Source organism: Zoogloea sp. GDB6, from assembly GCF_056724105.1.
In genome coordinates, this window is the sequence record NZ_CM161497.1 from 4,097,648 (window position 1) to 4,123,213 (window position 25,566).

Annotated in this window: 32 protein-coding genes and 1 pseudogene; 11 read left to right on the forward strand and 22 right to left on the reverse strand. The window is 63.3% G+C overall.

The genetic code is table 11. The annotated features are described in order from the left end of the window. Window positions 1-73: 73 nt before the first annotated feature. The 10 genes from tatC to hisB all read right to left on the reverse strand — a co-directional run bounded on the left by tatC (window position 74) and on the right by hisB (window position 5,521). Entirely contained in the window at window positions 74-811 is a 738-nt protein-coding gene (tatC, locus tag AC1PQG_RS18605) for a twin-arginine translocase subunit TatC (RefSeq protein ID WP_481119287.1), read from the reverse strand. Next, window positions 808-1,302 (reverse strand): Sec-independent protein translocase protein TatB, encoded by a 495-nt coding sequence (gene tatB / locus AC1PQG_RS18610; protein ID WP_481119288.1) that lies wholly within the window; start codon window positions 1,300-1,302, stop codon window positions 808-810. Before tatB ends, tatC begins: the two co-directional genes overlap by 4 nt. A gap of 103 nt (window positions 1,303-1,405) precedes the next feature. Then, entirely contained in the window at window positions 1,406-1,633 is a 228-nt protein-coding gene (gene tatA, locus AC1PQG_RS18615) for a Sec-independent protein translocase subunit TatA (protein ID WP_481119289.1), read from the reverse strand. An 18-nt stretch (window positions 1,634-1,651) separates the two neighbouring features. Then, window positions 1,652-1,999 carry a histidine triad nucleotide-binding protein gene (locus AC1PQG_RS18620; protein ID WP_481117719.1) on the reverse strand — a complete coding sequence of 116 codons (348 nt, stop codon included), beginning with the start codon at window positions 1,997-1,999 and terminating at the stop codon, window positions 1,652-1,654. A gap of 13 nt (window positions 2,000-2,012) precedes the next feature. After that, entirely contained in the window at window positions 2,013-2,339 is a 327-nt protein-coding gene (locus AC1PQG_RS18625; RefSeq protein ID WP_481119290.1) for a phosphoribosyl-ATP diphosphatase, read from the reverse strand. Next, window positions 2,336-2,728 carry a phosphoribosyl-AMP cyclohydrolase gene (gene hisI, locus AC1PQG_RS18630; protein WP_481119291.1) on the reverse strand — a complete coding sequence of 131 codons (393 nt, stop codon included), beginning with the start codon at window positions 2,726-2,728 and terminating at the stop codon, window positions 2,336-2,338. The genes AC1PQG_RS18625 and hisI overlap by 4 nt, the downstream gene beginning before the upstream one ends. Beyond that, window positions 2,725-3,483: an imidazole glycerol phosphate synthase subunit HisF gene (gene hisF, locus AC1PQG_RS18635; RefSeq protein ID WP_481119292.1), complete on the reverse strand. Its 759-nt coding sequence runs from the start codon at window positions 3,481-3,483 to the stop codon at window positions 2,725-2,727. Before hisF ends, hisI begins: the two co-directional genes overlap by 4 nt. A 3-nt stretch (window positions 3,484-3,486) precedes the next feature. Next, window positions 3,487-4,233 carry a 1-(5-phosphoribosyl)-5-[(5-phosphoribosylamino)methylideneamino]imidazole-4-carboxamide isomerase gene (hisA, locus tag AC1PQG_RS18640; protein ID WP_481119293.1) on the reverse strand — a complete coding sequence of 249 codons (747 nt, stop codon included), beginning with the start codon at window positions 4,231-4,233 and terminating at the stop codon, window positions 3,487-3,489. 65 nt (window positions 4,234-4,298) lie between these two features. Next, a complete protein-coding gene (gene hisH / locus AC1PQG_RS18645) occupies window positions 4,299-4,937 on the reverse strand; it encodes an imidazole glycerol phosphate synthase subunit HisH (protein WP_481119294.1) in 639 nt (212 codons plus the stop codon). Further along, window positions 4,934-5,521, reverse strand: coding sequence for an imidazoleglycerol-phosphate dehydratase HisB (gene hisB / locus AC1PQG_RS18650; RefSeq protein ID WP_481119295.1), 588 nt, complete (start codon window positions 5,519-5,521; stop codon window positions 4,934-4,936). The genes hisH and hisB overlap by 4 nt, the downstream gene beginning before the upstream one ends. A gap of 110 nt (window positions 5,522-5,631) precedes the next feature. Here hisB and hisC point away from each other — a divergent pair, with 110 nt between their 5' ends. After that, window positions 5,632-6,723: a histidinol-phosphate transaminase gene (gene hisC / locus AC1PQG_RS18655; RefSeq protein WP_481119296.1), complete on the forward strand. Its 1,092-nt coding sequence runs from the start codon at window positions 5,632-5,634 to the stop codon at window positions 6,721-6,723. Between the two features lie 75 nt (window positions 6,724-6,798). On the opposite strand, the gene hisD is transcribed toward hisC, so the two are convergent. Both hisD and hisG read right to left on the reverse strand, forming a co-directional pair. Beyond that, window positions 6,799-8,115, reverse strand: coding sequence for a histidinol dehydrogenase (gene hisD, locus AC1PQG_RS18660; protein WP_481119297.1), 1,317 nt, complete (start codon window positions 8,113-8,115; stop codon window positions 6,799-6,801). After that, on the reverse strand, window positions 8,112-8,756 hold the full coding sequence (hisG, locus tag AC1PQG_RS18665) for an ATP phosphoribosyltransferase (RefSeq protein WP_481119298.1): 645 nt from the start codon (window positions 8,754-8,756) through the stop codon (window positions 8,112-8,114). Before hisG ends, hisD begins: the two co-directional genes overlap by 4 nt. 172 nt (window positions 8,757-8,928) lie before the next feature. Here hisG and rnk point away from each other — a divergent pair, with 172 nt between their 5' ends. Then, window positions 8,929-9,312: a nucleoside diphosphate kinase regulator gene (gene rnk / locus AC1PQG_RS18670; protein WP_481119299.1), complete on the forward strand. Its 384-nt coding sequence runs from the start codon at window positions 8,929-8,931 to the stop codon at window positions 9,310-9,312. 49 nt (window positions 9,313-9,361) lie between these two features. Here the strand turns inward: rnk and murA are convergent, their stop codons facing one another. The 10 genes from murA to AC1PQG_RS18720 form a co-directional block, all read right to left on the reverse strand. Next, a complete protein-coding gene (gene murA, locus AC1PQG_RS18675) occupies window positions 9,362-10,612 on the reverse strand; it encodes a UDP-N-acetylglucosamine 1-carboxyvinyltransferase (protein ID WP_481119300.1) in 1,251 nt (416 codons plus the stop codon). Between the two features lie 14 nt (window positions 10,613-10,626). Beyond that, window positions 10,627-10,881, reverse strand: coding sequence for a BolA family protein (locus tag AC1PQG_RS18680; RefSeq protein ID WP_079432829.1), 255 nt, complete (start codon window positions 10,879-10,881; stop codon window positions 10,627-10,629). 9 nt (window positions 10,882-10,890) lie between these two features. Continuing rightward, window positions 10,891-11,646 (reverse strand): ABC transporter permease, encoded by a 756-nt coding sequence (locus tag AC1PQG_RS18685; RefSeq protein WP_481119301.1) that lies wholly within the window; start codon window positions 11,644-11,646, stop codon window positions 10,891-10,893. Window positions 11,647-11,652: 6 nt separating this feature from the next. Beyond that, window positions 11,653-12,555, reverse strand: coding sequence for an ABC transporter ATP-binding protein (locus AC1PQG_RS18690; RefSeq protein WP_481119302.1), 903 nt, complete (start codon window positions 12,553-12,555; stop codon window positions 11,653-11,655). Window positions 12,556-12,571: 16 nt separating this feature from the next. After that, complete coding sequence (locus AC1PQG_RS18695; RefSeq protein ID WP_481119303.1) at window positions 12,572-12,856, reverse strand: STAS domain-containing protein; 285 nt, start codon at window positions 12,854-12,856, stop codon at window positions 12,572-12,574. Next, window positions 12,853-13,485: an MlaC/ttg2D family ABC transporter substrate-binding protein gene (locus AC1PQG_RS18700; protein ID WP_481119304.1), complete on the reverse strand. Its 633-nt coding sequence runs from the start codon at window positions 13,483-13,485 to the stop codon at window positions 12,853-12,855. The genes AC1PQG_RS18695 and AC1PQG_RS18700 overlap by 4 nt, the downstream gene beginning before the upstream one ends. Next, window positions 13,482-14,312, reverse strand: a complete 831-nt coding sequence (locus tag AC1PQG_RS18705) for an MlaA family lipoprotein (protein WP_481119305.1) — start codon at window positions 14,310-14,312, stop codon at window positions 13,482-13,484. Before AC1PQG_RS18705 ends, AC1PQG_RS18700 begins: the two co-directional genes overlap by 4 nt. Before the next feature lie 61 nt (window positions 14,313-14,373). After that, window positions 14,374-14,850: an outer membrane lipid asymmetry maintenance protein MlaD gene (gene mlaD, locus AC1PQG_RS18710; RefSeq protein ID WP_481119306.1), complete on the reverse strand. Its 477-nt coding sequence runs from the start codon at window positions 14,848-14,850 to the stop codon at window positions 14,374-14,376. Continuing rightward, a complete protein-coding gene (gene mlaE, locus AC1PQG_RS18715; RefSeq protein ID WP_481119307.1) occupies window positions 14,850-15,632 on the reverse strand; it encodes a lipid asymmetry maintenance ABC transporter permease subunit MlaE in 783 nt (260 codons plus the stop codon). The genes mlaD and mlaE overlap by 1 nt, the downstream gene beginning before the upstream one ends. After that, entirely contained in the window at window positions 15,632-16,435 is an 804-nt protein-coding gene (locus tag AC1PQG_RS18720) for an ABC transporter ATP-binding protein (RefSeq protein WP_481119308.1), read from the reverse strand. The genes mlaE and AC1PQG_RS18720 overlap by 1 nt, the downstream gene beginning before the upstream one ends. A 178-nt stretch (window positions 16,436-16,613) precedes the next feature. Here AC1PQG_RS18720 and leuS point away from each other — a divergent pair, with 178 nt between their 5' ends. The 9 genes and pseudogenes from leuS to AC1PQG_RS18765 all read left to right on the forward strand — a co-directional run bounded on the left by leuS (window position 16,614) and on the right by AC1PQG_RS18765 (window position 25,546). Continuing rightward, a complete protein-coding gene (gene leuS, locus AC1PQG_RS18725; RefSeq protein ID WP_481119309.1) occupies window positions 16,614-19,238 on the forward strand; it encodes a leucine--tRNA ligase in 2,625 nt (874 codons plus the stop codon). Window positions 19,239-19,457: 219 nt separating this feature from the next. After that, window positions 19,458-19,988 (forward strand): LPS-assembly lipoprotein LptE, encoded by a 531-nt coding sequence (locus AC1PQG_RS18730; RefSeq protein ID WP_481119310.1) that lies wholly within the window; start codon window positions 19,458-19,460, stop codon window positions 19,986-19,988. Then, window positions 19,985-21,022 carry a DNA polymerase III subunit delta gene (gene holA / locus AC1PQG_RS18735; protein ID WP_481119311.1) on the forward strand — a complete coding sequence of 346 codons (1,038 nt, stop codon included), beginning with the start codon at window positions 19,985-19,987 and terminating at the stop codon, window positions 21,020-21,022. The genes AC1PQG_RS18730 and holA overlap by 4 nt, the downstream gene beginning before the upstream one ends. 34 nt (window positions 21,023-21,056) lie before the next feature. Beyond that, window positions 21,057-22,334: a glutamate-5-semialdehyde dehydrogenase gene (locus AC1PQG_RS18740; protein WP_481123029.1), complete on the forward strand. Its 1,278-nt coding sequence runs from the start codon at window positions 21,057-21,059 to the stop codon at window positions 22,332-22,334. A 234-nt stretch (window positions 22,335-22,568) separates the two neighbouring features. Then, window positions 22,569-22,684 (forward strand): annotated as a pseudogene (locus AC1PQG_RS18745) (IS4/Tn5 family transposase DNA-binding protein); the annotation flags it as partial. Window positions 22,685-22,741: 57 nt separating this feature from the next. After that, window positions 22,742-23,569, forward strand: coding sequence for an IS4 family transposase (locus tag AC1PQG_RS18750; protein ID WP_481123030.1), 828 nt, complete (start codon window positions 22,742-22,744; stop codon window positions 23,567-23,569). Between the two features lie 361 nt (window positions 23,570-23,930). Next, window positions 23,931-24,503 carry a methylated-DNA--[protein]-cysteine S-methyltransferase gene (locus AC1PQG_RS18755; RefSeq protein WP_481119312.1) on the forward strand — a complete coding sequence of 191 codons (573 nt, stop codon included), beginning with the start codon at window positions 23,931-23,933 and terminating at the stop codon, window positions 24,501-24,503. A 25-nt stretch (window positions 24,504-24,528) separates the two neighbouring features. Further along, a complete protein-coding gene (gene ybaK / locus AC1PQG_RS18760; protein ID WP_481119313.1) occupies window positions 24,529-25,020 on the forward strand; it encodes a Cys-tRNA(Pro) deacylase in 492 nt (163 codons plus the stop codon). Window positions 25,021-25,159: 139 nt separating this feature from the next. Continuing rightward, the gene (locus AC1PQG_RS18765) at window positions 25,160-25,546 is read left to right on the forward strand and encodes an H-NS histone family protein (RefSeq protein ID WP_481119314.1); all 387 of its coding nucleotides are present in this window, start codon (window positions 25,160-25,162) and stop codon (window positions 25,544-25,546) included. The last annotated feature ends 20 nt before the right edge of the window (window positions 25,547-25,566 follow it).

The window sequence follows — 25,566 nt, forward strand, 5'->3', positions numbered from 1 at the left end:
TCGATACCCACGAGCAAAGACAGCAGCCCGTACGACTCGAAAAAAAAGGGCGCTGCACGCGCCCCTTTTGTTTTCACTCCGCTGCGGCCTCTATGCGCCCCTTACTGACGAAGCGGGCCAGGAATATACCGAGCTCGTACAGCAGGCACATCGGGATGGCCAGCATGAGTTGGGAAACGACATCCGGCGGCGTGACGACGGCGGCAACCACGAAGGCCCCAACGATCACATAGGGACGCGCCTCCTTGAGCTTGGCCACGTCCACCACCCCCATCTTGGTCAGGATGATGACGAAGACCGGCACCTCGAAAGTGATGCCGAAAGCCAGGAACATGGACATCACGAAGGAAAGGTACTGCTCGATATCCGGCGCCGGCGTGATGCTCTTGGGCGCAAATGTGGCAATGAACTTGAAGACCGTACCGAAGACGAAGAAATAACAGAATGCCATCCCTGCCACGAACAGCACCGTACTGCCAATCACCAGCGGCAGGGCCAGACGCTTTTCGTGAGCATACAGCCCCGGCGCGATGAAAGCCCAGGCCTGATAGAGCAGAAAGGGCAAGGCAATGACAAAGGCCACCATGAGGGTGACCTTCATCGGCACAAAGAACGGCGTGACCACGCCGGTGGCAATCATGCGGGTGCCTTCGGGCAGGGCCTGCATCATCGGATGGGCGAGAACGTCGTAGATATCGCCGGCCCAGGGCATCAGGCAAGCGAAGACGACCAGCAGCGCAACCACGCAGCGCAGCAGGCGGTCGCGCAGTTCGATGAGGTGGGAGATAAAACTGTCTTCCTGAACGCTCATGTTGTCTTGGAACTCTTGGATGCAGGCTCAGGACGGTCGATATCGAGAGCCAACTGGCGCTCGTCCAGTTCCGGATCGGGCATCAACATCGTATCGGGCATGGTTTCTGCATCCAGTGGCCTCGTGGCAGACGCAGACACCGCCGACTCTCCAACGGGATCCGCCGAAGCCTTGAAGCTGCTTTCCAGATCGGCAACAGCCGACGACGCGGACCGCAGAGACGACGCAACGCCGCTTTCAATGCCGGCGACCTCGCTCCGGACCGTGGATTCGAATTCCATCGCCGACTTACGGGCTTCTTCCTGCAGGCGCTTAAGCTCGTCGAGCTGCATCTCGCGGTTGATGTCCGATTTGACGTCGGCCACATAGCGCTGCAGACGCCCCAGGAGGTGCCCAGTCGTTCGCGCCACCTTGGGCAGACGCTCGGGCCCAAGTACCAACAGAGCTACGATACCGATGACTACGAGTTCAGAAAAACCGATGTCGAACATTCCATCTGCCTAAGGAGAGTGAGCGCTGATCGCGGGCGCAACGCGCCAGAAACGAAAAAGGGGCGTGATGCGCCCCTACTCCGCGACTGACGCGGGAACGGGATCAGGACTTGTTCTTTTCCCGCGCTTCCGCGTCGATGGTTTGACCGCCGCCAGAGGCGATCTTCTGGTTCGCGTCGCCGGCGCCCTGGTCGGCATCACGCATGCCTTCCTTGAAGCCCTTGACCGCCCCACCGAGATCCTGCCCGATGTTGCGCAGCTTCTTGGTGCCGAACACGAGCATCACGATCACCAGAACGATCAGCCAGTGCCAAATGCTGAATGAACCCATTCAAAAATCTCCTTGAAACTACCGTTTAAGCATCGGCCCGACCGGCTCTTGCCCACCAACGATGTGCATGTGCACATGCATGACTTCCTGCCCGCCGACGCGACCGGTATTGATGATGGACCGGAAGCCATCGGGACTTCCTTGATCGGCGGCAATCTGGTTGGCCAGGACCAGCATCTTGCCGAAGACGGGGATGTCTTCCGGCGTGGCGTGTGCCAGCGACGTGACATGCTTCTTCGGGATGACCAGCACGTGGACCGGACGCTGAGGCTGGATGTCCTTGAAAGCCAGCACCTCGTCGTCCTCATACACCTTTGCCGCCGGGATCTCGCCCCGGACGATACGGCAGAACAGACAGTCTTGCATCGCGAAAATTCCCTTACTTGGCGCTGCGGGACTTCTTCTCATCGATGCCCGACACGCCTTCGCGGCGGCGGAATTCAGCGAGCACGTCGTCCACCGACAGCCCATAGTGGGCCAGCAGGACCATGGTGTGGAACCACAGGTCGGTGACTTCCCACACCACGTGCAGCAAATCCTTGTCCTTGGCCGCCATTATGGTCTCAGCGGCTTCCTCGGCAACTTTCTTGCAAATGGCGTCGGTGCCCTTGTGGAACAGGCTGGAAACATAAGAGGAATCGGGACTGGCTTCCTTGCGCTCCGCAAGGGTTTGCGCCACCCGGTGCAGCACTTCGATATCGATCATTTGTATATGTCCTTCGGGTCTTTGAGAACCGGTTCGACAGTCTCCCAGCGGCCGTCAGCGAAGTACTTCTGGAAGAAGCAGCTGCGCCGCCCGGTGTGACAGGCAATGCCACCGACCTGCTCGATCTTCAGGAGCACCACGTCGTTGTCGCAATCGACGCGGATCTCACGGATCTTCTGCGTGTGGCCGGACTCCTCGCCCTTGTGCCACAGACGCCCACGGGAACGCGAGAAATACACGGCTTCGCCGAGTTCCGCAGTCTTGGCCAAGGCCTCGCGGTTCATCCACGCGAACATCAGCACATCACCGGTTTCGGCATCCTGGGCGATGGCCGGGATCAGGCCGTCCTTGTCCCAGGCCAGTTCGTCGAGCCATGCAGAATTGCTCACAGGCGCACCTCGATACCGCGGGCGCGCATCAGCTCCTTGGCTTCGCGCACAGTGTGATCACCGAAATGGAAGATACTGGCGGCAAGCACCGCGTCCGCCCGCCCTTTGGTGACACCATCGGCCAGATGGTCGAGGCTGCCAACGCCGCCACTGGCGATGACCGGGATGGACACCGCATCGGATACCGCGCGGGTCAGCTCCAGGTCGAAGCCGTTCTTGGTGCCGTCCCGGTCCATGCTGGTGAGCAGGATCTCGCCAGCACCGAGGGACTCGATGCGTCGCGCCCACTCGATGGCATCGAGGCCGGTGCGGTTGCGCCCACCGTGGGTGAACACCTCCCACTTGCCCGGCGCCACCTGCTTGGCATCGATGGCCACCACAATGCACTGGCTACCGACCTTGCCTGAGGCATCGGCCACCACCTGCGGGTTATTCACCGCGGCGGTGTTGATGCTGACCTTGTCGGCACCGGCATTGAGCAAGCGGCGCACGTCATCGACGGTCCGCACACCGCCACCGACGGTGAGCGGAATGAAGACCTGTTCGGCGACCTGCTCGACCACGTGCAGGATGATGTTGCGGTCGTCGGAGCTGGCGGTGATGTCGAGGAAGGTGATCTCGTCGGCACCCTGCTCGTCATAGCGGCGGGCGACCTCGACCGGGTCGCCAGCATCGCGCAGCTCGACGAAATTGACGCCCTTGACTACACGACCAGCGCTGACGTCGAGGCAGGGAATGATGCGTTTGGCCAGCATGAATCAGTCCGCCGGGCTCAGCTCGTCGGCACGAGCCTGAGCGGCAGCGAAGTCCAGCGTGCCTTCATAGATCGCGCGACCGGTGATGGCGCCGGTGATGCCTTCGGATTCGACGGCGCACAGAGCCTCCACATCGGCCAGCGCGGCGATGCCGCCGCTGGCGATGACCGGGATGCGCAGGGCCTGGGCCAGCTTGACGGTAGCCTCAATGTTCACGCCGGACAGCATGCCGTCGCGGCCGATGTCCGTGTAGATGACACCTTCGACTCCGTAATCCTCAAACTTCTTGGCGAGGTCCACGACATCATGGCCGGTCAGCTTGGACCAGCCGTCCACGGCCACCTTGCCATCCTTGGCATCCAGGCCGACGATGATGTGGCCCGGGAAAGCGCTGCACGCGTCGTGCAGGAAGCCCGGATTCTTCACCGCAGCGGTGCCGATGATCACATAGCTGAGGCCGGCATCGAGATAACGCTCGATGGTGTCCAGGTCGCGGATGCCGCCACCCAACTGGACCGGGATCTCGTCGCCGACTTCCTGCAGGATGGACTTGATCGCCGCTTCATTCTTCGGCTTGCCGGCGAAGGCGCCGTTGAGGTCCACCAGGTGGAGGCGCCGGGCACCTTGGTCGGCCCAGTGGCGGGCCATCGACCGTGGGTCTTCGGAGAAGACCGTGGCAGCGTCCATTTCGCCTTGTTTCAGGCGCACGCAGTGACCGTCCTTGAGGTCAATAGCGGGAATCAGCAGCATAAGAGGAAAGACGGTAAGGAGTTGAAACGGAATGCGGGATGACGAAAAGCCGCGCTTCAGGAATCTCAGGGATTCCAGGTAACGAAGTTGGACAGCAGTTGCAGGCCCGCGTGCGCGCTCTTTTCCGGGTGGAATTGAATGGCGAAGATATTAGCCTGCGCTACCGCGCCGGTAAAGGGGATGCCGTAGTCCGTGGTAGCCGCCACAATGGCAGGATCTGCCGGATCGACGTAATAACTGTGTACGTAATAAAAACGGGCGCCGTCCTCGATGTTGGCCCACAGGGGATGCGCCTGCTTCTGCCACACCTCGTTCCAGCCCATGTGCGGAACCTTCAGGCGCGAACCGTCGGCCGCCACCATCTTGTCGGCGGGGAAGCGACGCACCTCGCCGCGGAAGATGCCAAGCCCCGGCACATTGCCTTCCTCGCTGTGCTCGAAGAGCATCTGCTGGCCGATGCAAATCCCCAGGAACGGCTTGCTGCGGGCTGCCTCGAGCACCGCCGGACGCAGGCCACGGGCATCCAGCTCGCGCATGCAGTCAGGCATCGCGCCCTGTCCCGGGAAAACCACCCGCTCCGCCGACAGCACTTCGGCCGGATCGGCGGTGACAACGACCTCAACCCCGTCGGAGACATGTTCGATGGCCTTGGCCACCGAACGCAGGTTGCCCATGCCGTAATCGATGATTGCGATCTTGCTCACAGGGCCCCCTTCGTGGAAGGCACCACGCCGGCCTGACGGGGATCCGGCGTAACCGCCATGCGCAGCGCACGGCCAAAGGCCTTGAACACCGTTTCGCACTGGTGGTGGGCGTTGCGGCCCTTCAGGTTGTCGATGTGCAGGCTGACACCGGCGTGATTCACGAAGCCCTGGAAGAACTCGTACACCAGCTGGGTGTCCAGCGCGCCGATCGCACCGGCGGTGAAGGGTACGTCGAACTCCAGGCCCGGACGGCCGGACAGATCGACGACGACCCGCGACAGGGCTTCATCGAGGGGCACGTAGGCATGACCGTAGCGGGTCAGCCCCTTCTTGTCGCCCAGCGCCTTGGCGAAGGCCTGGCCAACGGTGATGCCGACATCCTCGACGGTGTGGTGGCCATCGATGTGCAGGTCCCCGGTGGCTTCGATGTCCAGATCGAAGCAGCCATGGCGGGCGATCTGATCGAGCATGTGATCGAAGAAACCGATACCGGTATTGAGCTGGCTCTTGCCCGAGCCGTCCAGGTTGACCCTGACCCGGATCTGCGTCTCAAGGGTATTGCGGGATATTTCGGCTTGCCGCATTGCGCTTATTTCCAGAAAAACGGTGATGGACTTGGAACGAATGGGGCCATGATAGCATCTAGCGTTTTTACAGTCCCTTGCGGCACTTAGCCGTGCCGCACCGACCTGCCATGAGCCGTTTCTGGAGCCCCGTCGTCCACGGCCTGACCCCGTATGTTCCCGGCGAGCAGCCCAAGCTCGCCAACCTGGTCAAGCTCAACACCAACGAGAACCCCTATCCGCCGAGCCCGCGCGTGCTCGAGGCCATCCGCGCCGAGCTCGGTGACGACGCAGACCGCCTGAAGCTCTACCCGGATCCGACCGGCGCACAGCTGAAGGCTGCCGTCGCCCGCCATTTCGACGTGGCGCCAGAATGGGTCTTCGTCGGCAACAGCTCGGACGAAGTCCTCGCCCACACCTTCCATGCCTTGCTCAAGCACGACGCGCCGCTGCTGTTCCCGGACATCAGCTACAGCTTCTATCCGGTGTATTGCGGGCTGTACGGCATCGATTTTGATGCCGTGCCTCTCGACGAGCACTTCGCGATCCGCGTGGACGACTACCTGTCGCGTGGTGCGGACAAGGTCGGCGGCGTGATCTTCCCGAACCCGAACGCCCCCACCGGTCGCCTGCTGACACTCGACGAGATCGCCCGCCTGGCGGAGGGCCTGCCGGACAGCCCGATCGTCATCGACGAGGCCTACGTGGATTTCGGCGGACTCGACACGATCCCCACCGCCGTGGCGCTGGTCAAGCGCTACCCCAACGTGCTGGTCACCCAGACCCTATCCAAGTCGCGCTCCCTCGCCGGCCTGCGCACCGGCTTCGCGATCGGCCAGCCGGAGCTCATCGAAGCCCTGACCCGCGTGAAGGACAGCTTCAACTCCTATCCTCTCGACCGCCTGGCCCTAGTCGGCGCCAGCGCCGCGCTGGATGACGAAGCCTACTTCGAGCAGACCCGCCGGCAGGTCATCGCCAGCCGCGACACCCTGTCCGAAGATCTCGCCACGCTGGGCTTCGAGGTGCTGCCGTCCGCGGCCAACTTCGTGTTCGCCCGCCATCCGGCCCACGACGCCGCCGCCCTGGCCGCCGCGCTGCGCGAACGCAGCATCATCGTGCGCCACTTCAAGGCACCCCGCATCGACCAGTTCCTGCGCATCACCGTGGGCACCGATGCCCAGTGCGCACAGCTCATTCAGGCGCTGAAGGCGATCCTGGCCTGATTCTTCGAGTACTGACGTACACAAAAAAGCCGCACCCTCGGGTGCGGCTTTTTCACATCCAGCCGGAGAAGCGAATCACCCCTTCAGACGCATCTCCGCCGAGCGGGCGTGGGCCTGCAGGCCTTCGCCATGGGCCAGCACCGAGGCGATCCTGCCGAGGGTCTGGGCGCCCTGCTCCGAAATGTCGATGAGGCTGGTGCGCTTCTGGAAGTCGTACACCCCCAACGGGCTGGAGAAACGCGCGCTGCGCATCGTCGGCAGCACGTGGTTGGGGCCGGCGCAGTAGTCACCGAGGGCCTCGACCGAATAGTGGCCGATGAAGATCGCACCAGCATGGCGGATCTGGTCGATCCACTGGTACGGGTCGGCCAGCGACAACTCCAGGTGCTCGGGTGCGATACGGTTGGCAACCTCACAGGCTTCCGCCAGGTCACGCACCAGCACCAAGGCACCACGATTGGCCAACGACGTGGCGATCGTGTCACGGCGCGGCATTTCCGGCAGCAGGCGGGCAATGCTCGTCTCCACCCGGGCGATGAAGTCCTCGTCGGTACACAGCAGGATCGACTGGGCCAGCTCATCGTGCTCGGCCTGCGCAAACAGGTCCATCGCCACCCAGTCCGGATTGCCGGTGCCATCGGAGATGATCAGCACTTCGGACGGCCCGGCCACCATGTCGATGCCGACAGTGCCGAAGACGCGCCGCTTGGCGCTCGCCACATAGGCATTGCCCGGCCCGACGATCTTGTCCACCTGCGGGATGGTCTGCGTGCCATAAGCCAGCGCGGCAACGGCTTGGGCGCCGCCGATGGTGAACACACGGTCCACTCCGGTGATCGCCGCAGCGGCCAGCACCAGCTGGCTGCGCTCGCCACGAGGCGTCGGCACCACCATGATCAGCTCACCGACGCCAGCCACCTTGGCGGGAATCGCATTCATCAGCACCGAGCTGGGGTAGGACGCACGGCCGCCCGGCACATACAGGCCGACGCGGTCCAGCGGCGTGACCTTCTGGCCCAGGCGAGTGCCGGCCATGCCTGCGGACTCGTCGTTGTAACGCCAGGATTCGAGCACCTGACGTTCGTGATAGGTGCGCACGCGCGCGGCGGCGGCTTCCAGCGCCTGGCGCTGCTCGTCGCTGAGGCCCGCCAGCGCAGCCTCGAGATCAGCCCGCGGCAGCTCCAGCGCCGCCATGTCGCTGACGTCCAGATGATCGAAGCGGCGGGTGTACTCGACAACGGCGGCGTCACCGTTCTTGCGCACATTCGTCAGGATATCGCCGACCGCCTGCTCGATGGCCGCATCGGTGCTGCCTTCGAAGGCCAGCAGCGCATCCAGCGTGGCGATGAAGTCGGGTTCGGCGGAGAACAGGCGACGGATCTGGGCGCTCATTTCTTGATGGCTCCTGCAAAGGCCTCCAGCACCGGCTGGATCAGCTCGCGCTTGAGCTTGAGGGAGGCCTGATTGACGACGAGGCGGGAACTGATCGGCATGATGTCCTCCACTTCCACCAGGTTGTTGGCCTTCAGCGTGCTGCCGGTGGACACCAGATCGACGATCGCGTCGGCCAGGCCGACCAGCGGCGCGAGCTCCATGGAGCCGTAGAGCTTGATCAGGTCCACGTGCATGCCCTTGGCCGCGAAGTGCGCCTTGGCCGCCTTCACGTACTTGGTCGCTACGCGGATACGTGCACCGCGCTGGACGGCGGCGGCGTAGTCGAACTCCTTCGGCACGGCCACGCACAGGCGGCACTTGGCGATATTGAGATCCAGCGGCTGGTACAGACCGGCGCCACCATGCTCCAGCAACACGTCCTTGCCGGCGATGCCCATGTCCGCCGCACCGTACTGCACATAGGTCGGCGTATCGGTGGCGCGCACGATGACCAGCCGCACATCCGGCCGGTTGGTGCCGATAATGAGCTTGCGCGAGGTCTCCGGGTTATCGGTCGGCGTGATCCCCGCGGCAGCGAGCAGCGGCAGGGTTTCCTCGAAGATTCGGCCCTTCGAGAGGGCAAGCGTAATGCCGTTCAAGATGATGCTCTGTGTGCGTAAAGCGCGATTCTATCCGATTCGGGGAGCCCTTCGCGCCCAATGCGGCGGGACGTTTGCGCAGCGTCCCCTTTCTGCTAGCCTGTGGCTCGTGGCTGAACCGCCGTCCGGCGGGATCGGCCATTTTCTTTTGAACTAACCGAAGGAGTACCCAGTGAAACCCGAAATCATCGTGTCCACCCGCGACCTCGAACGCCTCGAAGCCCTGCTCTCCAAGCCGCCCACCCGCAACCGCAGCGATCTCGACGGCCTGCGTGCCGAGCTCGAACGGGCCACCGTCCTCGACGACGACGCGATGCCCGAAGACGTGATCAGCATGGACAGCCGCGCCCGTTTCCGCGAGGAAATGTCCGGACGCGAGTACGATCTGACCCTCGCCTGGCCCCACGATGCGGGCAGCGGCGACGGCAAGGTATCCATCTTTTCCCCGGCCGGCAGCGCCCTGCTGGGCTTGTCGGTAGGACAGATCATCGACTGGCACACCCCTGACGGCCACGCCATCCAGTTGAAAGTGCTGGCCGTGACGCCGGGCAGCTAGCCCCGCCTCAGCCATGGGCCGCCGAGGCGGCCCACCCGTCATGCGCTATTCAGCGAATCCGCCGGACGCGGGCACCGAGCGCAGACAACTTCTCTTCCAGTCGCTCGTAGCCGCGATCCAGGTGGTAAATGCGATCCACCGTGGTTTCGCCTTCGGCCACCAGCGCCGCGATGATCAGGCTCGCCGACGCACGCAGATCGGTCGCCATCACCGTCGCCCCTTGCAGACGCTCGACGCCCTTCACGAAGGCCGTGTTGCCGTCGATGCGGAGGTCAGCCCCGAGACGCTGCAGTTCGACCGCGTGCATGAAGCGGTTCTCGAAGATGGTCTCGCGAATCACTGCCGTGCCATTGGCCACCGCATTGATCGCCATGAACTGGGCCTGCATGTCGGTCGGGAAAGCCGGGTAAGGCGCGGTACGCAGACTCACCGACGTGAGCCGCGCCGGCGCCTTCAGACGGATCGCGTCGCGCTCGCCGATCACTTCACAGCCGGCATCCATTAACTTGTCGACGACGGCGTCCAGGTAGCAGGTCGACGTGCCGGTCACGCGGACATCGCCGCCGGTGATCGCTGCCGCACACAGGTAGGTCCCGGTCTCGATGCGATCCGGCATGATGCGGTGGGTTGCGCCATGCAGGGCCGGCACACCCTTGATGCGGATCACGTCACCGCCAGCACCGGAGATCTGCGCGCCCATCGCCACCAGACAGTTGGCCAGATCGACCACCTCCGGCTCGCGGGCCGCGTTCTCGATGACGGTCTCGCCGTCGGCCAGACAGGCCGCCATCATCAGGTTCTCGGTGCCGGTCACGGTGACCATGTCGGTGAACAGGCGGGCGCCCTTCAGCTTGGGCACCTTGGCGTGCACATAGCCATGCTCGACCTTGACCTCGGCACCCATCGCCTGCAGGCCCTTGATGTGCTGGTCCACCGGGCGAGCGCCGATCGCGCAGCCGCCGGGCAGGCTCACCTGCGCCTCACCGAAGCGGGCGACGAGCGGGCCAAGCACCAGGATGGAAGCGCGCATGGTCTTGACCATCTCGTAGGACGCGACCGGGTTGTTCACCCCGCCGGCATCCAGCGTGACAGTGTCGCCATCACGGCTCACCTTGACGCCCATCTGTTCGAGCAGGCGCAGCAGCGTGCCGATGTCGTTAAGACGCGGCACATTGGTGAAGGTCACCGGTTCGCTGGTCAGCAGCGCCGCACACAGGATGGGCAGCGCGGCGTTCTTGGCACCGGAAATGGCGATCTCGCCGGACAGGCGGACGCCGCCTTCGATCAGCAGTTTATCCATGCATCAAAGGGCGATCAGCCCAGTTCCTTCTGCAATTCGGCCCACTGGGTGGGCGTAAAGGTCGACAACTGAAGGGCGTGGATCTCGTTGCCCATCAGCTTGCCCAGGGTGGCATACACCGCCTGGTGCTGACGCACCCGCGGCTTGCCTTCAAATGCCGGGCTGACGACGATGCCCGTGAAATGGGTGCCGTCATCCCCTTCGATCTGCAGGAAATCACACTCGAGACCTGCAGCAATCAACCGCTCGATTTCGCTAGCCGGAAACATAATCACTCCTCAGGCCCGCAGCTTGTAGCCCCTGGCAAGCATTTGCAGGGTAAGCACCGCGAGCACGACAAAACAGACAGTCACGACCCCAAGGCTCGCCCACGGCGACACATCGGAGACTCCGAAAAAGCCATACCTGAACCCGTCAATCATGAAGAAAAACGGGTTGAAATGCGACACCCCCTGCCAGAAACCCGGCAGCGAATGGATCGAATAGAACACGCCGGACAACATCGTCAGCGGCATGATCAGGAAGTTCTGGAAGGCTGCCAACTGGTCGAACTTGTCAGCCCAGATCCCCGCGATCACGCCGAGGCTCGCAAGAAACGCGCCTCCGACCAGTGCAAAGGCTACGATCCACAACGGCTCGGCGAAAGGCAGGTGTGCAAAGGGCAAGGCCGCCAGCAGCACGCCGATCCCGCACAGGCTGCCGCGCAGCACCGCCGCCAGCACGTAGGCGGAATAGAACTCCCGGTACGAAATTGGCGGCAATAGCACAAACACGATGTTGCCGGTGATCTTGCTCTGGATCAGCGACGACGAGCTGTTGGCGAAGGCGTTCTGGAGCACCGTCATCATCACCAGGCCCGGCACCAGGAAGGCCGTGTAGTTGACGCCCGGGAAAGGCTGAACGTGATCCTCAAGCACATGGCCGAAGATCAATAGATAGAGCACCGCATTGAGCACCGGCGACAACACCGTCTGGAAACCCACCTTCCAGAAGCGCAGGCACTCCTTGTACAACAGGGTCTTGAAACCTTCCATGCTGCCTCAGTTCTGGTTCATCACGCCAACGAAGACCTGTTCCAGGTCAGGCTTGCCGAGGGCCATGTCGACGATCTCGGCACCGGCGGACTTGAGGCCGGCAAGCAGGTGCCCGACCTCGTCAAAATTATCGAAACCCAGCGTCCATTGCAGGCCATCCCGGGAAAGCACGCGCCCCTCCAGTTCCGGCGATACGACAACGGGTTTCGCCAGCCGCAGTTGCAGCGTATGGCTGGCGAAACGCTGCAGCAGGTTGGCCGTCGTGTCCAGCGCCACAATGCGCCCCGCCTTCAGCATGGCGATGCGCCCGCACAGGGACTCGGCCTCTTCAAGGTAATGGGTGGTCAGCACGATGGTGTGACCATCCTGATTCAGCTTGCGGATGAACTGCCACAAGCCGTGACGCAACTCCACGTCCACGCCGGCTGTCGGCTCGTCAAGGACGATGACAGGCGGACGATGGACCAGCGCCTGGGCCACCAGCGCCCGACGCTTCATGCCGCCCGACAGCATGCGCATGTTGGAGCTGGCCTTTTCGGTGAGATCCAGATGATGCAGGATCTCGTCGATCCAGTCGTCGTTGTTGCGGATCCCGAAATAGCCCGACTGGATGCGCAGCATCTCGCGCACGTTGAAGAACGGATCAAAGACCAGTTCCTGCGGCACCACACCAAGAGCCAGGCGCGCGGCGCGGTAATCGCGGACCACGTCATGACCCATGACCTCCAGCGTGCCGGAGTCAGGCCGCGCCAGCCCCGCCAGGGATGAAATCAGGGTGGTCTTGCCGGCCCCGTTGGGACCGAGCAGCCCGAAGAACTCGCCCTGGGCCACCTCGAGGTCGACGCCGGCCAGGGCCTGCAGGGAACGGAAACGCTTGGTGACACCGGCAATACGGATCGCTGGACTCATGAGACGGACGACAGGCTCAGCGAGCCAGAGAAAGAATGGAATCGACGTCGTAGAGGGACGCGAGACTGACCAGCGCCACCGGCGCCCGGTCGATGGAAAGCTGCCGTCCGGCAGCCCGGGCGCTGCGCTGCCAGCTCAGCAACAGGGCCAGCGCCGCGGAATCCACTTGCGTCACGCCGGACAGATCGACGACACGGTCACCACCGGCAACGTGCTCGCGCCCGGCCTCCACCAGCGCCGCAACGGTGGCGATGGTCAGGGGGCCGCTGAGGCTCAGGCGAGCGCCTTCAGCCTGGATCATTTCTTGGCAGCCACAGCAGGATCGATCTGCTTGTTCTTGTCCTTCAGGGACTTGATCAACCCATCGATACCGCCGGCGCGCACTTCCTGACCAAACTCGTCACGGTAGTTGGTGACGAGGCTTACGCCCGCTACCAGCACGTCGTAGACCTTCCAGTTGTCGCCCTGCTTCTCGAGGTTGTAATCGATCTGCACCGCCTTGGCGCCCGCCTGACGCACCTTGGTACGTACGATCACGTCGGTGTCCTCGGGCTTGGCCTTCAGTGGCTCGAAATCGATTTGCTGATCGCGGTACTTGGTCAGCGCATTGGAATAGGTGCGCACCAGCAGCGTCTTGAACTCCTGGGTCAGCGTGCCCTTCTGGTCGGCGGAGGCCTGCTTCCAGTCCTTGCCGACGGCCAGACGGGTCATGTGGGCGAAGTCGAAGTAAGGCAGCACCTTGGTTTCGACCAAGCTGACGGCCTTGCGGGTGTCGCCGGACTGGATCGCCTTGTCCTGGCGGACGATGGAAATCACGTCATCGCTGACGCTCTTGACCAGGGCATCGGGCGCCACGGTATTGGCTGCGGCGCTGAACTGGATGCCAAGGCCCAACACCAGCGCGGCAAACAGGGAGGTGAAGCGTTTCATTGGCTTTCCTTCTTGTCGGGGGAGGGAGTTTTATCAGCAGCGCCACCGGCCGCATTCGCGTCGGTCGCTGCCTTATCGTTGTCGCTGTCGGAGGAGTCGTCCTCGTCCGGATCCTTTTCGCGCGGAGGCTGGCCGTCGAAGATCTGGTTGCGGCGGTACTGCATGTAGAAACTGCGCATGTAGCCGTACTTGTCCAGGGCTGCCTCTTCTGCAGCCGTATCGGCCCCCAGCAGCGCAGCTCGCTTGCTGACGAAGCGCAGGCCGGTCAGGCTGTTGCGGGCACCGACATCCTCGAGTTGCATGAGCGGATCGAAATGGAAGTCGCCGATCAGCGACACGCCATCCCGGACATTGCTCGGCCCCAGCAAGGGCAGCACAAGGTAGGGACCATCGCCAACGCCCCAATAGCCCAGCGTCTGCCCCAGATCCTCGTCGTGCTTCTCCAGACCGATTTCGCTCGCAACGTCGAAGACACCCAGCAAACCCACCGTGGAGTTGAGCAGGAAGCGTCCGCCGTCGGAGAGGCCATCGACGAACTTGCCCTGCAGCAGATTATTGACGCCGATCCAGACGTCCGCAATGTTGCCGAAGAAGTTCGCGACACCAGTCTTCAGCGGCAGCGGCGCCTGATCATAGACCTCGGCCACCGGGCGCATCACGTACTTGTCCGCCTTTTCATTGAACTGGAAAGTGGCGCGGTTCATCGGCTCAAGGGGATCCTTGGGATGCCCGCCGGGCCCTGCACAGCCCGCCACGGCGAACGCCAGCCCAATGGCCAGCGTGCTCCGTCGCAGCAAGGTCGATTCAGGTTTGCTGTTCTTGTTCATTGTCATTCCGGCCCGCACTCGGCGAGGCGCTCTCTGTATTGATCCGCCCCCGCAGCCTTCCTTACTTTGCGGGCGCCTGCTCTCCGTCAGCCGCCTTGTTGAACATGAACTGACTGATCAGCTTTTCGAGAACAACGGCGGATTGGGTCTTTTTGATGACATCACCGGGTGCAAGGGCCTTTTCCTCTCCACCGGGATCGAGGCCGAGGTACTGCTCGCCGAGCAAACCGGAGGTCAGGATGTTGGCGAACGTATCAGTCGGGAACTTGTAACGCCCGTCCACCGAGAAGACAACTTCAGCCTGAAAGTGTTCATTGTCGTAGCGAATTTCGGTGACCCGCCCCACCAGCACGCCAGCACTCTTGACCGGCGCACGCACCTTGAGGCCACCGATGTTGTCGAAACGGGCGCTGAGGGTATAGGGCGACCGGATGTCCGACCCGGAAATGCTGGCGACCTTGAGGGCCAGGAACAACAACGCGGCGATACCCATTGCCACGAAAACACCGACCCACAGGTCGAGCGTCGTGCGACTCATCATAGACCTCGGAACATGAAAGACGTCATTACAAAATCAAGCGCCAGAATGGCCAGCGCAGAGCTCACGACGGTACGCGTGATCGCCCGGGACACCCCTTCGGCGGTCGGCACGCAGTCGTAGCCTTCGAACACGGCGATCAACGCGACGGCAACGCCGAACACGGCGCTCTTGAACACCCCGTTGAGCACGTCGTAACGGAAATCGACGGCCGCTCGCATCTGCGACCAGAAGGCACCATCATCGACACCGATGAACACCACCCCGATCAGCCAGCCACCGAAAATCCCCATCGTCGAGAACAGCGCAGCCAGCAGCGGCATGGACACCACGCCGCCCCAGAAACGCGGCGCCACTACACGAGCAATCGGATTGACCGCCATCATGTCCATCGCCTTGAGCTGCTCGGTGACCTTCATCAAGCCGATTTCCGCCGTCACCGCCGAGCCGGCCCGACTGGCGAACAGCAGACCAGCCACCACCGGACCGAGTTCCCGCAACAGTGACAACGCCACCATCGTGCCCATCGCCTCGCTGGAACCATAGCGCTGCAGGATTTCATAGCCCTGCAGCCCCAGCACCAGGCCGACGAACAGGCCAGACACCAAGATGATCAGCAGCGACAGCACGCCGCTGAAGTACAGCTCGCGGATCGTCAGGTGCAGCCGCATGAAGGACTGCCCCGAGTAACGCAGTATCAATACGAAGAAACGGGCGATGAAGCCCAGCTGCCAGACCCCACTGATCGCCAGGGAGCCCAACTTGCGAAACACATCCCCCATCAGCCGGCCCCTCCGACCAGTGCCGTCGCGTAGTCGCCGGCGGGATAGTGAAAAGGCACCGGCCCGTCGGCCTCGGCATGGACGAACTGATGCACGAAGGGATCGGAGGTATTGCGGATCTCGTCCGGCGTTCCCTCGGCCACGACCCGCCCTTCGGAAATGAAATAGATGTAGTCCACGATCTGGAGGGACTCCTGAATGTCGTGGGTGACGATCAGCGAGCTGGCGCCGAGCGCATTGTTCAGGCGGCGGATCAGCTGTCCGATCACGCCGAGGGAAATCGGGTCGAGACCCGTGAAGGGCTCGTCGTACATCAGCAGCATCGGATCAAGGGCGATCGTCCGCGCCAGCGCGACGCGCCGCGCCATGCCCCCGGAAAGCTCCCCCGGCCGCAGCTGGGCTGCACCGCGCAGGCCGACAGCATGCAGCTTCATCAGCACCAGGTCGTTGATCAGCTCTGGCGACAGGTCGGTGTGCTCACGCAACGGGAAAGCCACGTTGTCGAACACCGTCATGTCGGTGAACAAGGCGCCGAACTGGAACAACATGCCCATACGCCGGCGCAGCGCGTACAGATCCTCACGATCCAGCCCCCCGACATCCTGACCATCAACCAGCACGCGGCCACCGACGGCACGCTCCTGCCCGCCGATCAGGCGCAGCAGCGTGGTCTTGCCGCAACCGCTCCCCCCCATGATGGCAACCACCTGGCCACGCGGAATGGACAGTGAAATGTCGCGCAGGATCATCCGCTCGCCATAGGCGAAGCGCACATTCTCAAGACGGACAAGGGGCTCGGACATAGGAAAATGCTGCGTTGCGGGAGCGCGATTGTAGCAGACGCATTTGGCCATGACATGCACCAAACCCAAACATGAAGGGGAAATATCTCATGACATCAATGTCTTGAGAGCGCTCCAGCGGGCTTCACCGGACCGGTTTATAATGCGCGGTTTCGTTCCATCCGCGACTTTTCCGCCCATGCAGGACAAATACCTTCCCGCCGATATCGAACGCGCCGCCCAGCAGCACTGGGACAGCACCGAAGCCTTCCGCGTCGTCGCCGACGCGTCGAAGCCCAAGTACTACTGCCTGTCCATGTTCCCGTATCCGTCGGGCAAGCTGCACATGGGCCACGTGCGCAACTACACGATCGGCGACGTGCTGTCCCGCTTCCACAAGATGAAGGGCTACAACGTCCTGCAGCCGATGGGCTGGGACGCTTTCGGCCTGCCCGCCGAAAATGCCGCGATCAAGAACCAGGTTCCGCCGGCCAAGTGGACCTACGACAACATCGCTTACATGAAGCAGCAGCTCAAGTCGCTGGGTTTCGCCATCGACTGGAGCCGCGAGTTGGCCACCTGCACCCCCGAGTACTACAAGTGGAACCAGTGGCTGTTCCTGCGCATGCTCGAAAAGGGCATTGCCGAGCGCAAGACCCAGGTCGTCAACTGGGACCCGGTCGACCAGACCGTGCTCGCCAACGAGCAGGTCATCGACGGCCGCGGCTGGCGCACCGGCGCCCTCGTCGAGAAGCGCGAGATCCCCGGCTACTACCTGAAGATCACCGACTACGCCGACGAGCTGCTGTCCGACCTGGATACTCTGGAAGGCTGGCCCGAGCGGGTCAAGCTGATGCAGGCCAACTGGATCGGCAAGAGCACCGGCGTGCGCTTTGCCTTCAGCCACGACATCACGGGCGACGACGGCCAGCTCATCAACAATGGCGAACTGTGGGTATTCACCACCCGCGCCGACACCGTCATGGGTGTCACCTTCTGCGCCGTGGCCGCCGAACATCCGCTGGCCCTGCATGCAGCCAAGGACAATCCGGCGCTGGCTGCCTTCATCGAAAAGTGCAAGCACGGCTCGGTGATGGAAGCAGACATGGCCACGATGGAGAAGGAAGGCCTGCCCACCGGTCTGTTCGTGACCCATCCGCTGACCGGCAAACAGGTCGAGGTGTGGGTCGGCAACTACGTGCTGATGAGCTACGGCGACGGCGCCGTAATGGGCGTGCCCGCCCACGACGAGCGCGACTTCGCCTTCGCCAAGAAGTACAACCTGCCGATTGAGCAGGTCGTCGCCCTCGGTGACAAGCCCTACTCTACCGACGCCTGGGAAGAGTGGTACGGCAGCAAGGATGGCGTCTGCGTGAATTCGGGCAAGTACGACGGCCTCGGCTATGAAGCCGCCGTCGACGCGATCGCCGCCGACCTGGCCACCAAGAACGTTGGCGAGAAGAAGATCCAGTGGCGCCTGCGCGACTGGGGCGTCTCCCGTCAGCGCTACTGGGGCTGCCCGATCCCCATCATCCACTGCGAAGACTGCGGCCCGGTGCCGGTGCCCGACGACCAACTGCCGGTGGTGCTGCCCGAAGACTGCGTGCCGGACGGCTCCGGCAACCCGCTGCACAAGCGCGCGGACTTCCTGAATACCCCCTGCCCGTGCTGCGGCAAGCCCGCCAAGCGCGAGACGGACACCATGGACACCTTCGTGGATTCGTCCTGGTACTACGCCCGCTACGCCACCAAATTCGGCGCCGACAAGATGGTCGACGACGAAACCGGCTACTGGATGACCGTCGACCAGTACATCGGCGGCATCGAACACGCCATCCTGCACCTGCTCTACTCGCGCTTCTGGACCAAGGTGATGCGCGACATCGGCCTGGTCACCTACCGCGAGCCCTTCGCCCACCTGCTGACTCAGGGCATGGTTCTCAACAACGCCTTCTTCCACAAGCCCGAAGGCGGCGGCAAGAACTACTTCTGGGAAAGCGAGATCGACGTTCAGAAGGATGCCAAGGGCCAGATCACCGGCGCGACGCTGAAGAAGGACAGCACCGTGCTCGAGCACGAGCTGACCACCATGTCCAAGTCCAAGAACAACGGCGTGGACCCGCAGGCGCTCATCGAGCAATACGGCGCCGACACCGCGCGCTTCTTCATGATGTTCGCCGCGCCGCCCGAACAGACCCTCGAGTGGTCCGACGCCGGCGTCGAAGGCGCCTACCGCTTCCTGCGCCGGGTGTGGAGCTTCGGCCACCTGCTCGCCAGCGAGATCCGCCCGCAGATCGGCGCCGAGCGCAGCCTGAACGGCGCCAAGCTGCCCGAAGCGCTGGCCAGCTTCCGCCGCGAGATCCACCTGCTCCTCAAGCAAGCCAACTACGACCTGGGCAAGCAGCAGTTCAACACCGTGGCCTCCGCCACCATGAAGATGCTCAACGCTCTGGAAAAAGCCCCGCGTGAAGGCGCACTGGCTGCCGAGGTGATCGAGGAGTGCTTCGGCATCCTGCTGCGCGTGCTGTCGCCGCTCACTCCGCACATCAGCCACGCCCTGTGGGCCGAGCTCGGCTACGGCGAGGACATCCTCAAGGCCGCCTGGCCGGAGCCCCTCGACGCCGCGCTGGTGCAGGACGAGATCGAACTGATGCTGCAGGTCAATGGCAAGCTGCGCGGCGCGCTGCGCGTGCCGGCCGATGCGGCCAAGGACGCGATCGAAGCGGCCGCGCTGGCCAACGAGGCCGCGGTCAAGTTCATGGAAGGCAAGCCGGCCAAGAAGGTCGTGGTCGTCCCGGGCCGCCTCGTCAATATCGTCTGCTGATCTCGGAGCCAGCATCGTGCGTAGCGTCGCTTACCTCCTCCCCCTCGCTCTGCTCTCCGCCTGCGGCACGCAGGGGGAGAGGGCTGTCTACGAAGGAATCCGGCAGGAAAACACCCGGCGGCAAGGCGAGCCGGGTCGCGACGTGGCGCCCGACCCCGCGGGCCCCGATTTCGATGCTTACACCAAGGAACGGCAGCGCCTAAAGAAGGAATCGCTCCCATGAGCCAGCCTACTTCGTTCGCCCGTCGCCGGGCCCTCGCCGCGCTCGGCGCCGCTCCGCTGCTGTTGGTCGGATGCGGCTTCCAACTGCGCGGGCCGCGCCCCATGCCCTTCGAGTCGATCTATCTGGGCATGTATCAGTATTCCGACCTGGCCGCCGCCATCCGGCGTCAGATCCGGGCCAGCGGCAACACTCAAATCGTCGACCAGCCGGAAGAGGCCCAGGTCCGCCTGGAGGTGCTCGCCGATGCAAAAGAGAAGGCGATCCTGGCCCTCAACGCTCAGGGCCGTGTACGCGAGTACCAACTGCGCCAGCGCTTCTACTTCCGGGTAGTGGACAAGGCCGGCCACGAGGTCGTCGCTCCCAACGAAATCTATCTGAAGCGCGACCTGGCCTTTGACGACTCCCAGCTGCTTGCCAAAGAACAGGAAGAAGTCCTGCTCTACCGGGACATGCAGGGTGATCTGGTGCAGCAGCTGATGCGCCGCCTGGCTGCGGCGAAAATGCCGGAAGCCGAGCCCAAGCCGTGAATCTGCGTCCGGAGCAGCTCGCCGCCCAACTCGACAAGCCCCTCTCCCCGCTCTACCTGTTGCACGGCAACGAACCCCTGCTGGTGCTCGAAGCCGGCGACGCGATTCGCGCTGCCGCCCGCAAACAGGGCTACGAGGAACGGGAGGTGCTGGTCGCCGGCCAGGGCTTCCGCTGGGAGTCCCTGCAGGCCGCAGCCGGCAACCTGTCACTGTTCGGCGCCAGCAAGCTGGTGGACCTGCGCATCCCCAACGGCAAACCCGGCCGCGAAGGCGGCGAGGCGCTGCAGCGCTACGCCCGCAATCTCGACGACGGTGTCGTCACCCTCGTCACGCTGCCCGAAATCGACTGGGCAACCCGCAAGTCCGCCTGGTTCGTCGCGCTTGCCGAAGCCGGCGTAGCCATCGAACTCAATGCCCCGGAACGGGAACGCCTCCCCGAATGGATCGCACTGCGCCTCAACCGCCAGCAGCAAAAAGCGGATGCGGACGCGCTGAACTTCATCGCCGATCACGTAGAGGGCAACCTGCTCGCCGCCCACCAGGAGATCCTCAAGCTGGGCCTGCTCCACCCACCCGGACAATTGAATCTGGCCACGGTGCGCGACGCGGTGCTCAACGTGGCCCGCTACGACGTGGACACACTGCGCCAGGCCCTGCTGGAAGGCGACGCCGGCCGGTGTGCCCGCCTACTGGAGGGCCTCAAGGGTGAAGGCGAAGCACCCCCGCTGGTGCTGTGGACGCTCGCCAATGAGATCCGTACCCTCGCCAATCTCCGCCTCGGCGTGGACGAAGGCCAGCCCCTGTCGAACCTTCTGAAGGCCGAGCGCGTCTACGATGAACGCCGCAAGCAGGCTATTCAGCGTGCATTGCCGCGCCTGAACTCCGCGGTCCTGCGCACATCGATCTTGCACGCCGCAAAGATTGACAGGATGATCAAGGGTCTGGCCAGCGGTGATGTATGGGATGAATTCCTCCAACTGTGCCTGCGCCTCACCCGCGCCACAGCCGCCCAGCAAGCCGCGGCCCGGCGCTGAGCCCCGCGCCACCAACCGAGACGAGATGACGAAGATGGACATCAAGACCTATATGCAGACCGTCGGTCGCCAGGCCCGCGCTGCATCGCGCGGCGTGGCCGCAGCCTCCACCGACGCCAAGAACAAGGCCCTCCTTGCGATGGCCGCCGAGATCCGCGCACGCAAGGCCGAACTGGCCGCCGCCAACCGCCAGGATCTGGAAGAAGCCCGTGCCAACGGCCTCGAGCCGGCCATGATCGACCGCCTGACCCTCTCCGAGAAGGGCATCGAGGCGATGGCCGTCGGCCTGGAGCAGGTTGCCGCGCTACCTGATCCGGTCGGCGAGATGACCGACCTCAAGCGTCGTCCGTCCGGCATCACCGTCGGCAAGATGCGCGTACCGCTCGGCGTCATCGGCATCATCTACGAAGCCCGCCCCAACGTCACCGCTGACGCCGCCGCCCTGTGCCTGAAGTCCGGCAACGCGGCGATCCTGCGTGGCGGCAAGGAGGCCCTGCACTCCAACCAGGCGATCGCCGCCTGCGTGCGGGCCGGCCTCGCCGCCGCCGGACTGCCGGAAGCGGCCATCCAGGTCATCGAAACGACCGACCGCACCGCCGTCGGCGAGCTCATCACCATGCCTGAGTTCGTGGACGTCATCGTGCCCCGCGGCGGCAAGGGCCTCATCGAGCGCATCTCCAACGAAGCCCGGGTGCCGGTGATCAAGCACCTGGACGGCAACTGCCACGTGTACGTGGATGCGTTTGCCGATCCCGCCAAGGCCCTCGCCATCGTCGAGAACGCCAAGACCCAGCGCTACGGCACCTGCAACACCACCGAATCCCTGCTGGTGGACGCCAGCGTGGCCCGCGCCCAATTGCCCACGATTGGCACCATGCTGGCCAGCAAGGGCGTCGAACTACGCGCCTGTCCGACCTCCCTCGCCATCCTGCGCGAAGCCGGCATTGCCGACGCCCAGCTGAAGGCGGCGTCGGAATCGGACTGGAGCGAGGAATTCCTCGCTCCGATCATTGCCATCAAGATCGTTGACGGACTCGACGAAGCGATTGCCCACATCAACACCTATTCTTCCCAACACACCGAAGCCATCGTCACCGAGAACCACACCCGAGCAATGCGCTTCCTGCGGGAAGTGGATTCCTCCTCGGTGATGATCAACGCGTTGACACGGTTTGCCGATGGTTTCGAGTACGGCCTCGGAGCGGAGATCGGCATCTCCACCGACAAGATCCACGCCCGCGGCCCGGTGGGCCTCGAAGGCCTGACCAGCCAGAAATGGATTGTCTTCGGCGAAGGCCAGGTCCGCGTCTGACTCGGATAACCGGATAGCCGGATAACGCCACGGGCGTTATCGCACCCGGGCCCCTACGCCCGCTCAAAGTGCAGAGATGCACGACGAGCGGGCGTTTTCATTGCCCGGCAAGCGAACAAAGCCTATTCGACGAATAGGAAACGGAGCAGCCCTCACCGGCCCTTTAAAGGCATCCCCTTACACACAACTCTCCAGCCTGTATGCTTCATGCCAAATAACTGACGAGGCTGGCTGATGAGTTGGGCGAGAGACGAGTTCGGGACGATACAGCTGGGCGATCGGCGGTTGAACAAGCGAGCGGTTCTGCTGGCCGAGCGGCTGGGTCAGCAACCTGGAGCGAGCATCCCGGTGCCTGTGGAAACTGGGCGGAGACGGCGGCGGCGTATCGTTTCCTGAGCCATGATCAGGTGGGCTGGGAGGAGATCCTGACGGCGCATGCGCAAGCCAGCCAGGCACGGATACAGGAACATGCGGTGGTGCTGTGCCTGCAGGACACCACGGAGCTGGACTACAACGGCCAGGCGATGAGTGGGCTGGGGCCGCTGTCTTACGAAGCCCAGCGGGGCCTGTACCTGCACCCGACCTATGTCGTCAGCCCCGAACGGGAGCCGCTGGGCGTCACCAATGCCTGGACCTGGGCGCGGGAGTTCAAGAAGGGGGATACCCCGCGCGGCGGGATTCTGGAGAGTGTGCGCTGGGTGGAGAGCTACGAGCGGATCGCCGAGCAGGCGCGGGCCTTGCCCGGCACCCGGCACATCTGCGTGGGAGACCGGGAGTCGGACATCCTGGCCCTGCTGCTCAAGGCCCGGGAACTGGAATATGCCGCCGACTATGTGGTGCGCTGCCAGCACAACCGGGTCCTGCCCGAAGGCGAGAGGCTGTGGGAACGGGTGATGGCCGGCACGCGTCGCCTGCAAAGTGCGCTGGCGCTTTACATGGTGATCGCCTGGCGGATCAACCGCCTGATGCGCCTGGGTCGGAGCCTGCCCGATTTACCCGCCGACATGGCGTTCGAAGCCGATGAGTGGCGGGCCGCCTTTATCCTGAACAAGAAGCCCATCCCGACAGCTGTGCCCGCGCTGAACACCGTCTTGCGCCTGATCGCCCAGCGTGGAGGCTTCCTGGCCCGCCGACATGATGGTGAGCCCGGCGCCAAGACAATCTGGCTCGGTCTCCAGCAGCTGGCTGTCTTTGTCGAAGGCATGCGCCAGGCAAGGAAAATGGATCAGGGCTGAATTGTGTGTAAGGGGACGCCTTTAAAGCGGGCACGCCCAACATTGCAGCCCCCAAATTCGACAAACGCGACAAACCCGACAGCCTCGCGGTGTTACACGAACACACCGGAATTAAGCCCCCGCCCCCGAGTCCGCGCATCAAGACATACGGCTTCGCGTCAAATGCTCCCCGGCAATAGTTCCAGGCCCACCGCGAAATCGGCAAGTCGAACCACCGATATGCCTGACCCGGTATTCCTCAACGCCTAACGAAGCATCCGCCACCCCGAATAGGCCGCAGGCCGAAAGCTCGAAACTCACCGTTCCGCAAAGCTGAGGGCACTCTTGCCGAGCCGGCGAAGCGGGGCGCACAATTCGTGCCATGCCCTCCTCCCCTTTGCCCAGCGCTGGCAATCCATCGCCCTTGTTCTCGGCGGTCATGCCGATGCCATTCTGCCACATCGGCATTGCCACGTGTGCCGACTTTATCGACCAAATCGTCTTTCTGCCGAACGAGCACCCGCTGCAACCGGCACACGACGAACTGGCCGAAAAGGCCATCGCGCAAATAGAGCGCTACCTGCAGGATCCCAACGTCCGATTCACGCTGCCACTGCTCATTCAGGGGAGCCAGTACCGCCGCCGGATATGGGCCGCCATTGCAGCCATCCCCTGCGGCCAAACGCGCACCTACGGTGACCTCGCAAAGGATGTAGACAGCGTTCCCCGCGCGGTCGGGCAGGCCTGCGGCGACAACCCCTTTCCCCTCGTCATTCCCTGTCACCGGGTCGTCACGCACTCCGGAATCGGCGGATTCGCCCACAATGAAAAAGGCTATCTGATCGACATCAAGCGCTGGCTATTGGCCCATGAAGGGAATTTGCGCCCTGGTGATGAAATTCAGGGCAATCTCTTCGAAACTCCACGGGATATTTCCGGTCAACTTGACCTGTGACTCACGATTCATTTCCAGCAAAACCATGGCCCGCCAAGATCACAATGCACCGGAAACACCGGCCACCCGCTTTCTACGCCAGCACAAGGCAGCCTTCTCAACTCATCTCTACGCTTACGAGGAGCATGGTGGCACCCGTGTATCGGCACGGGAACTCAATGTTTCCGAGCATGCAGTCGTCAAGACACTGGTAATGGAAGACGAGGCACGCCAGCCCCTGATCGTATTGATGCACGGCGACCGCAAGGTTTCCACAAAGGAGTTGGCTCGGCAGGCCGGCCACAAGCAGATCACCCCTTGCGACCCCGCGGTTGCGCAGCGCCACACGGGTTACCTCGTGGGCGGCACCTCTCCATTCGGCACAAAGAAGACACTGCCCGTCTTTATGGAAAACAGCATCCTCGACCTGCCCCTGATTTATATCAACGGCGGGCGCCGCGGATTTCTCGTAGGGGTTCACCCCCACGACCTGCTTCAAATACTCAAGCCCAAGCTGGTCAGCGTGGCACTCGAATAAATGGAAATAAAACACTTGCCAAATCACCGGAAAACGGTGGCAAAATAAGAACAGCAATAAACATCCTACAAGACGGCACCTTACGACCGCCTCACCACATCAACAGTAGCTCAGCTCCAAGCTGAAGGAATGAAACGCCATGGACATCTCCTCGCTCTCCCTTACCGAATTGCGCCGCCTGCAAACCAAAGTCGAAACCGAGATTCGGCGCCGTTCCGATTCCGCCAAGAAAGACCTGCTGAAGCGCATGCAGAAGCTGGCTGCAGAGCACGGCATGAGCCTGACCGAAGTCATCGGCCAGGAAAACCCGGAAAAAGCCGCACCGGCCGCCCCCAAGAAAGCCGCAGCCAAGCCGGCCAAGAAGGCAGCCGCCAAGCCGGCATCGGTAATCAAGTTCCGCCACCCGGAAAATGCCGCCATCGGCTGGACCGGCCATGGCCGCAAGCCCCAATGGGTAATCGACTGGCTGGCCCAGGGCAAGCCCCTCGACGAATTGCGCGCAGACGCGCCTGTCGCCGCAGCCTGATTGCCGACCGGGTTTGCCGC

Bases quoted from the DNA above. Each gene is read 5' to 3' on its own strand.
- tatC (WP_481119287.1), bottom strand. From the start codon at position 811: ATGAGCGTTCAGGAAGACAGTTTTATCTCCCACCTCATCGAACTGCGC.
- tatB (WP_481119288.1), bottom strand. From the start codon at position 1,302: ATGTTCGACATCGGTTTTTCTGAACTCGTAGTCATCGGTATCGTAGCT.
- tatA (WP_481119289.1), bottom strand. From the start codon at position 1,633: ATGGGTTCATTCAGCATTTGGCACTGGCTGATCGTTCTGGTGATCGTG.
- AC1PQG_RS18620 (WP_481117719.1), bottom strand. From the start codon at position 1,999: ATGCAAGACTGTCTGTTCTGCCGTATCGTCCGGGGCGAGATCCCGGCG.
- AC1PQG_RS18625 (WP_481119290.1), bottom strand. From the start codon at position 2,339: ATGATCGATATCGAAGTGCTGCACCGGGTGGCGCAAACCCTTGCGGAG.
- hisF (WP_481119292.1), bottom strand. From the start codon at position 3,483: ATGCTGGCCAAACGCATCATTCCCTGCCTCGACGTCAGCGCTGGTCGT.
- hisA (WP_481119293.1), bottom strand. From the start codon at position 4,233: ATGCTGCTGATTCCCGCTATTGACCTCAAGGACGGTCACTGCGTGCGC.
- hisB (WP_481119295.1), bottom strand. From the start codon at position 5,521: ATGCGGCAAGCCGAAATATCCCGCAATACCCTTGAGACGCAGATCCGG.
- hisC (WP_481119296.1), top strand. From the start codon at position 5,632: ATGAGCCGTTTCTGGAGCCCCGTCGTCCACGGCCTGACCCCGTATGTT.
- hisD (WP_481119297.1), bottom strand. From the start codon at position 8,115: ATGAGCGCCCAGATCCGTCGCCTGTTCTCCGCCGAACCCGACTTCATC.
- murA (WP_481119300.1), bottom strand. From the start codon at position 10,612: ATGGATAAACTGCTGATCGAAGGCGGCGTCCGCCTGTCCGGCGAGATC.
- AC1PQG_RS18680 (WP_079432829.1), bottom strand. From the start codon at position 10,881: ATGTTTCCGGCTAGCGAAATCGAGCGGTTGATTGCTGCAGGTCTCGAG.
- AC1PQG_RS18685 (WP_481119301.1), bottom strand. From the start codon at position 11,646: ATGGAAGGTTTCAAGACCCTGTTGTACAAGGAGTGCCTGCGCTTCTGG.
- AC1PQG_RS18690 (WP_481119302.1), bottom strand. From the start codon at position 12,555: ATGAGTCCAGCGATCCGTATTGCCGGTGTCACCAAGCGTTTCCGTTCC.
- AC1PQG_RS18695 (WP_481119303.1), bottom strand. From the start codon at position 12,856: ATGATCCAGGCTGAAGGCGCTCGCCTGAGCCTCAGCGGCCCCCTGACC.
- AC1PQG_RS18700 (WP_481119304.1), bottom strand. From the start codon at position 13,485: ATGAAACGCTTCACCTCCCTGTTTGCCGCGCTGGTGTTGGGCCTTGGC.
- AC1PQG_RS18705 (WP_481119305.1), bottom strand. From the start codon at position 14,312: ATGAACAAGAACAGCAAACCTGAATCGACCTTGCTGCGACGGAGCACG.
- mlaD (WP_481119306.1), bottom strand. From the start codon at position 14,850: ATGAGTCGCACGACGCTCGACCTGTGGGTCGGTGTTTTCGTGGCAATG.
- mlaE (WP_481119307.1), bottom strand. From the start codon at position 15,632: ATGGGGGATGTGTTTCGCAAGTTGGGCTCCCTGGCGATCAGTGGGGTC.
- AC1PQG_RS18720 (WP_481119308.1), bottom strand. From the start codon at position 16,435: ATGTCCGAGCCCCTTGTCCGTCTTGAGAATGTGCGCTTCGCCTATGGC.
- leuS (WP_481119309.1), top strand. From the start codon at position 16,614: ATGCAGGACAAATACCTTCCCGCCGATATCGAACGCGCCGCCCAGCAG.
- AC1PQG_RS18730 (WP_481119310.1), top strand. From the start codon at position 19,458: ATGAGCCAGCCTACTTCGTTCGCCCGTCGCCGGGCCCTCGCCGCGCTC.
- AC1PQG_RS18740 (WP_481123029.1), top strand. From the start codon at position 21,057: ATGGACATCAAGACCTATATGCAGACCGTCGGTCGCCAGGCCCGCGCT.
- AC1PQG_RS18755 (WP_481119312.1), top strand. From the start codon at position 23,931: ATGCCCTCCTCCCCTTTGCCCAGCGCTGGCAATCCATCGCCCTTGTTC.
- ybaK (WP_481119313.1), top strand. From the start codon at position 24,529: ATGGCCCGCCAAGATCACAATGCACCGGAAACACCGGCCACCCGCTTT.
- AC1PQG_RS18765 (WP_481119314.1), top strand. From the start codon at position 25,160: ATGGACATCTCCTCGCTCTCCCTTACCGAATTGCGCCGCCTGCAAACC.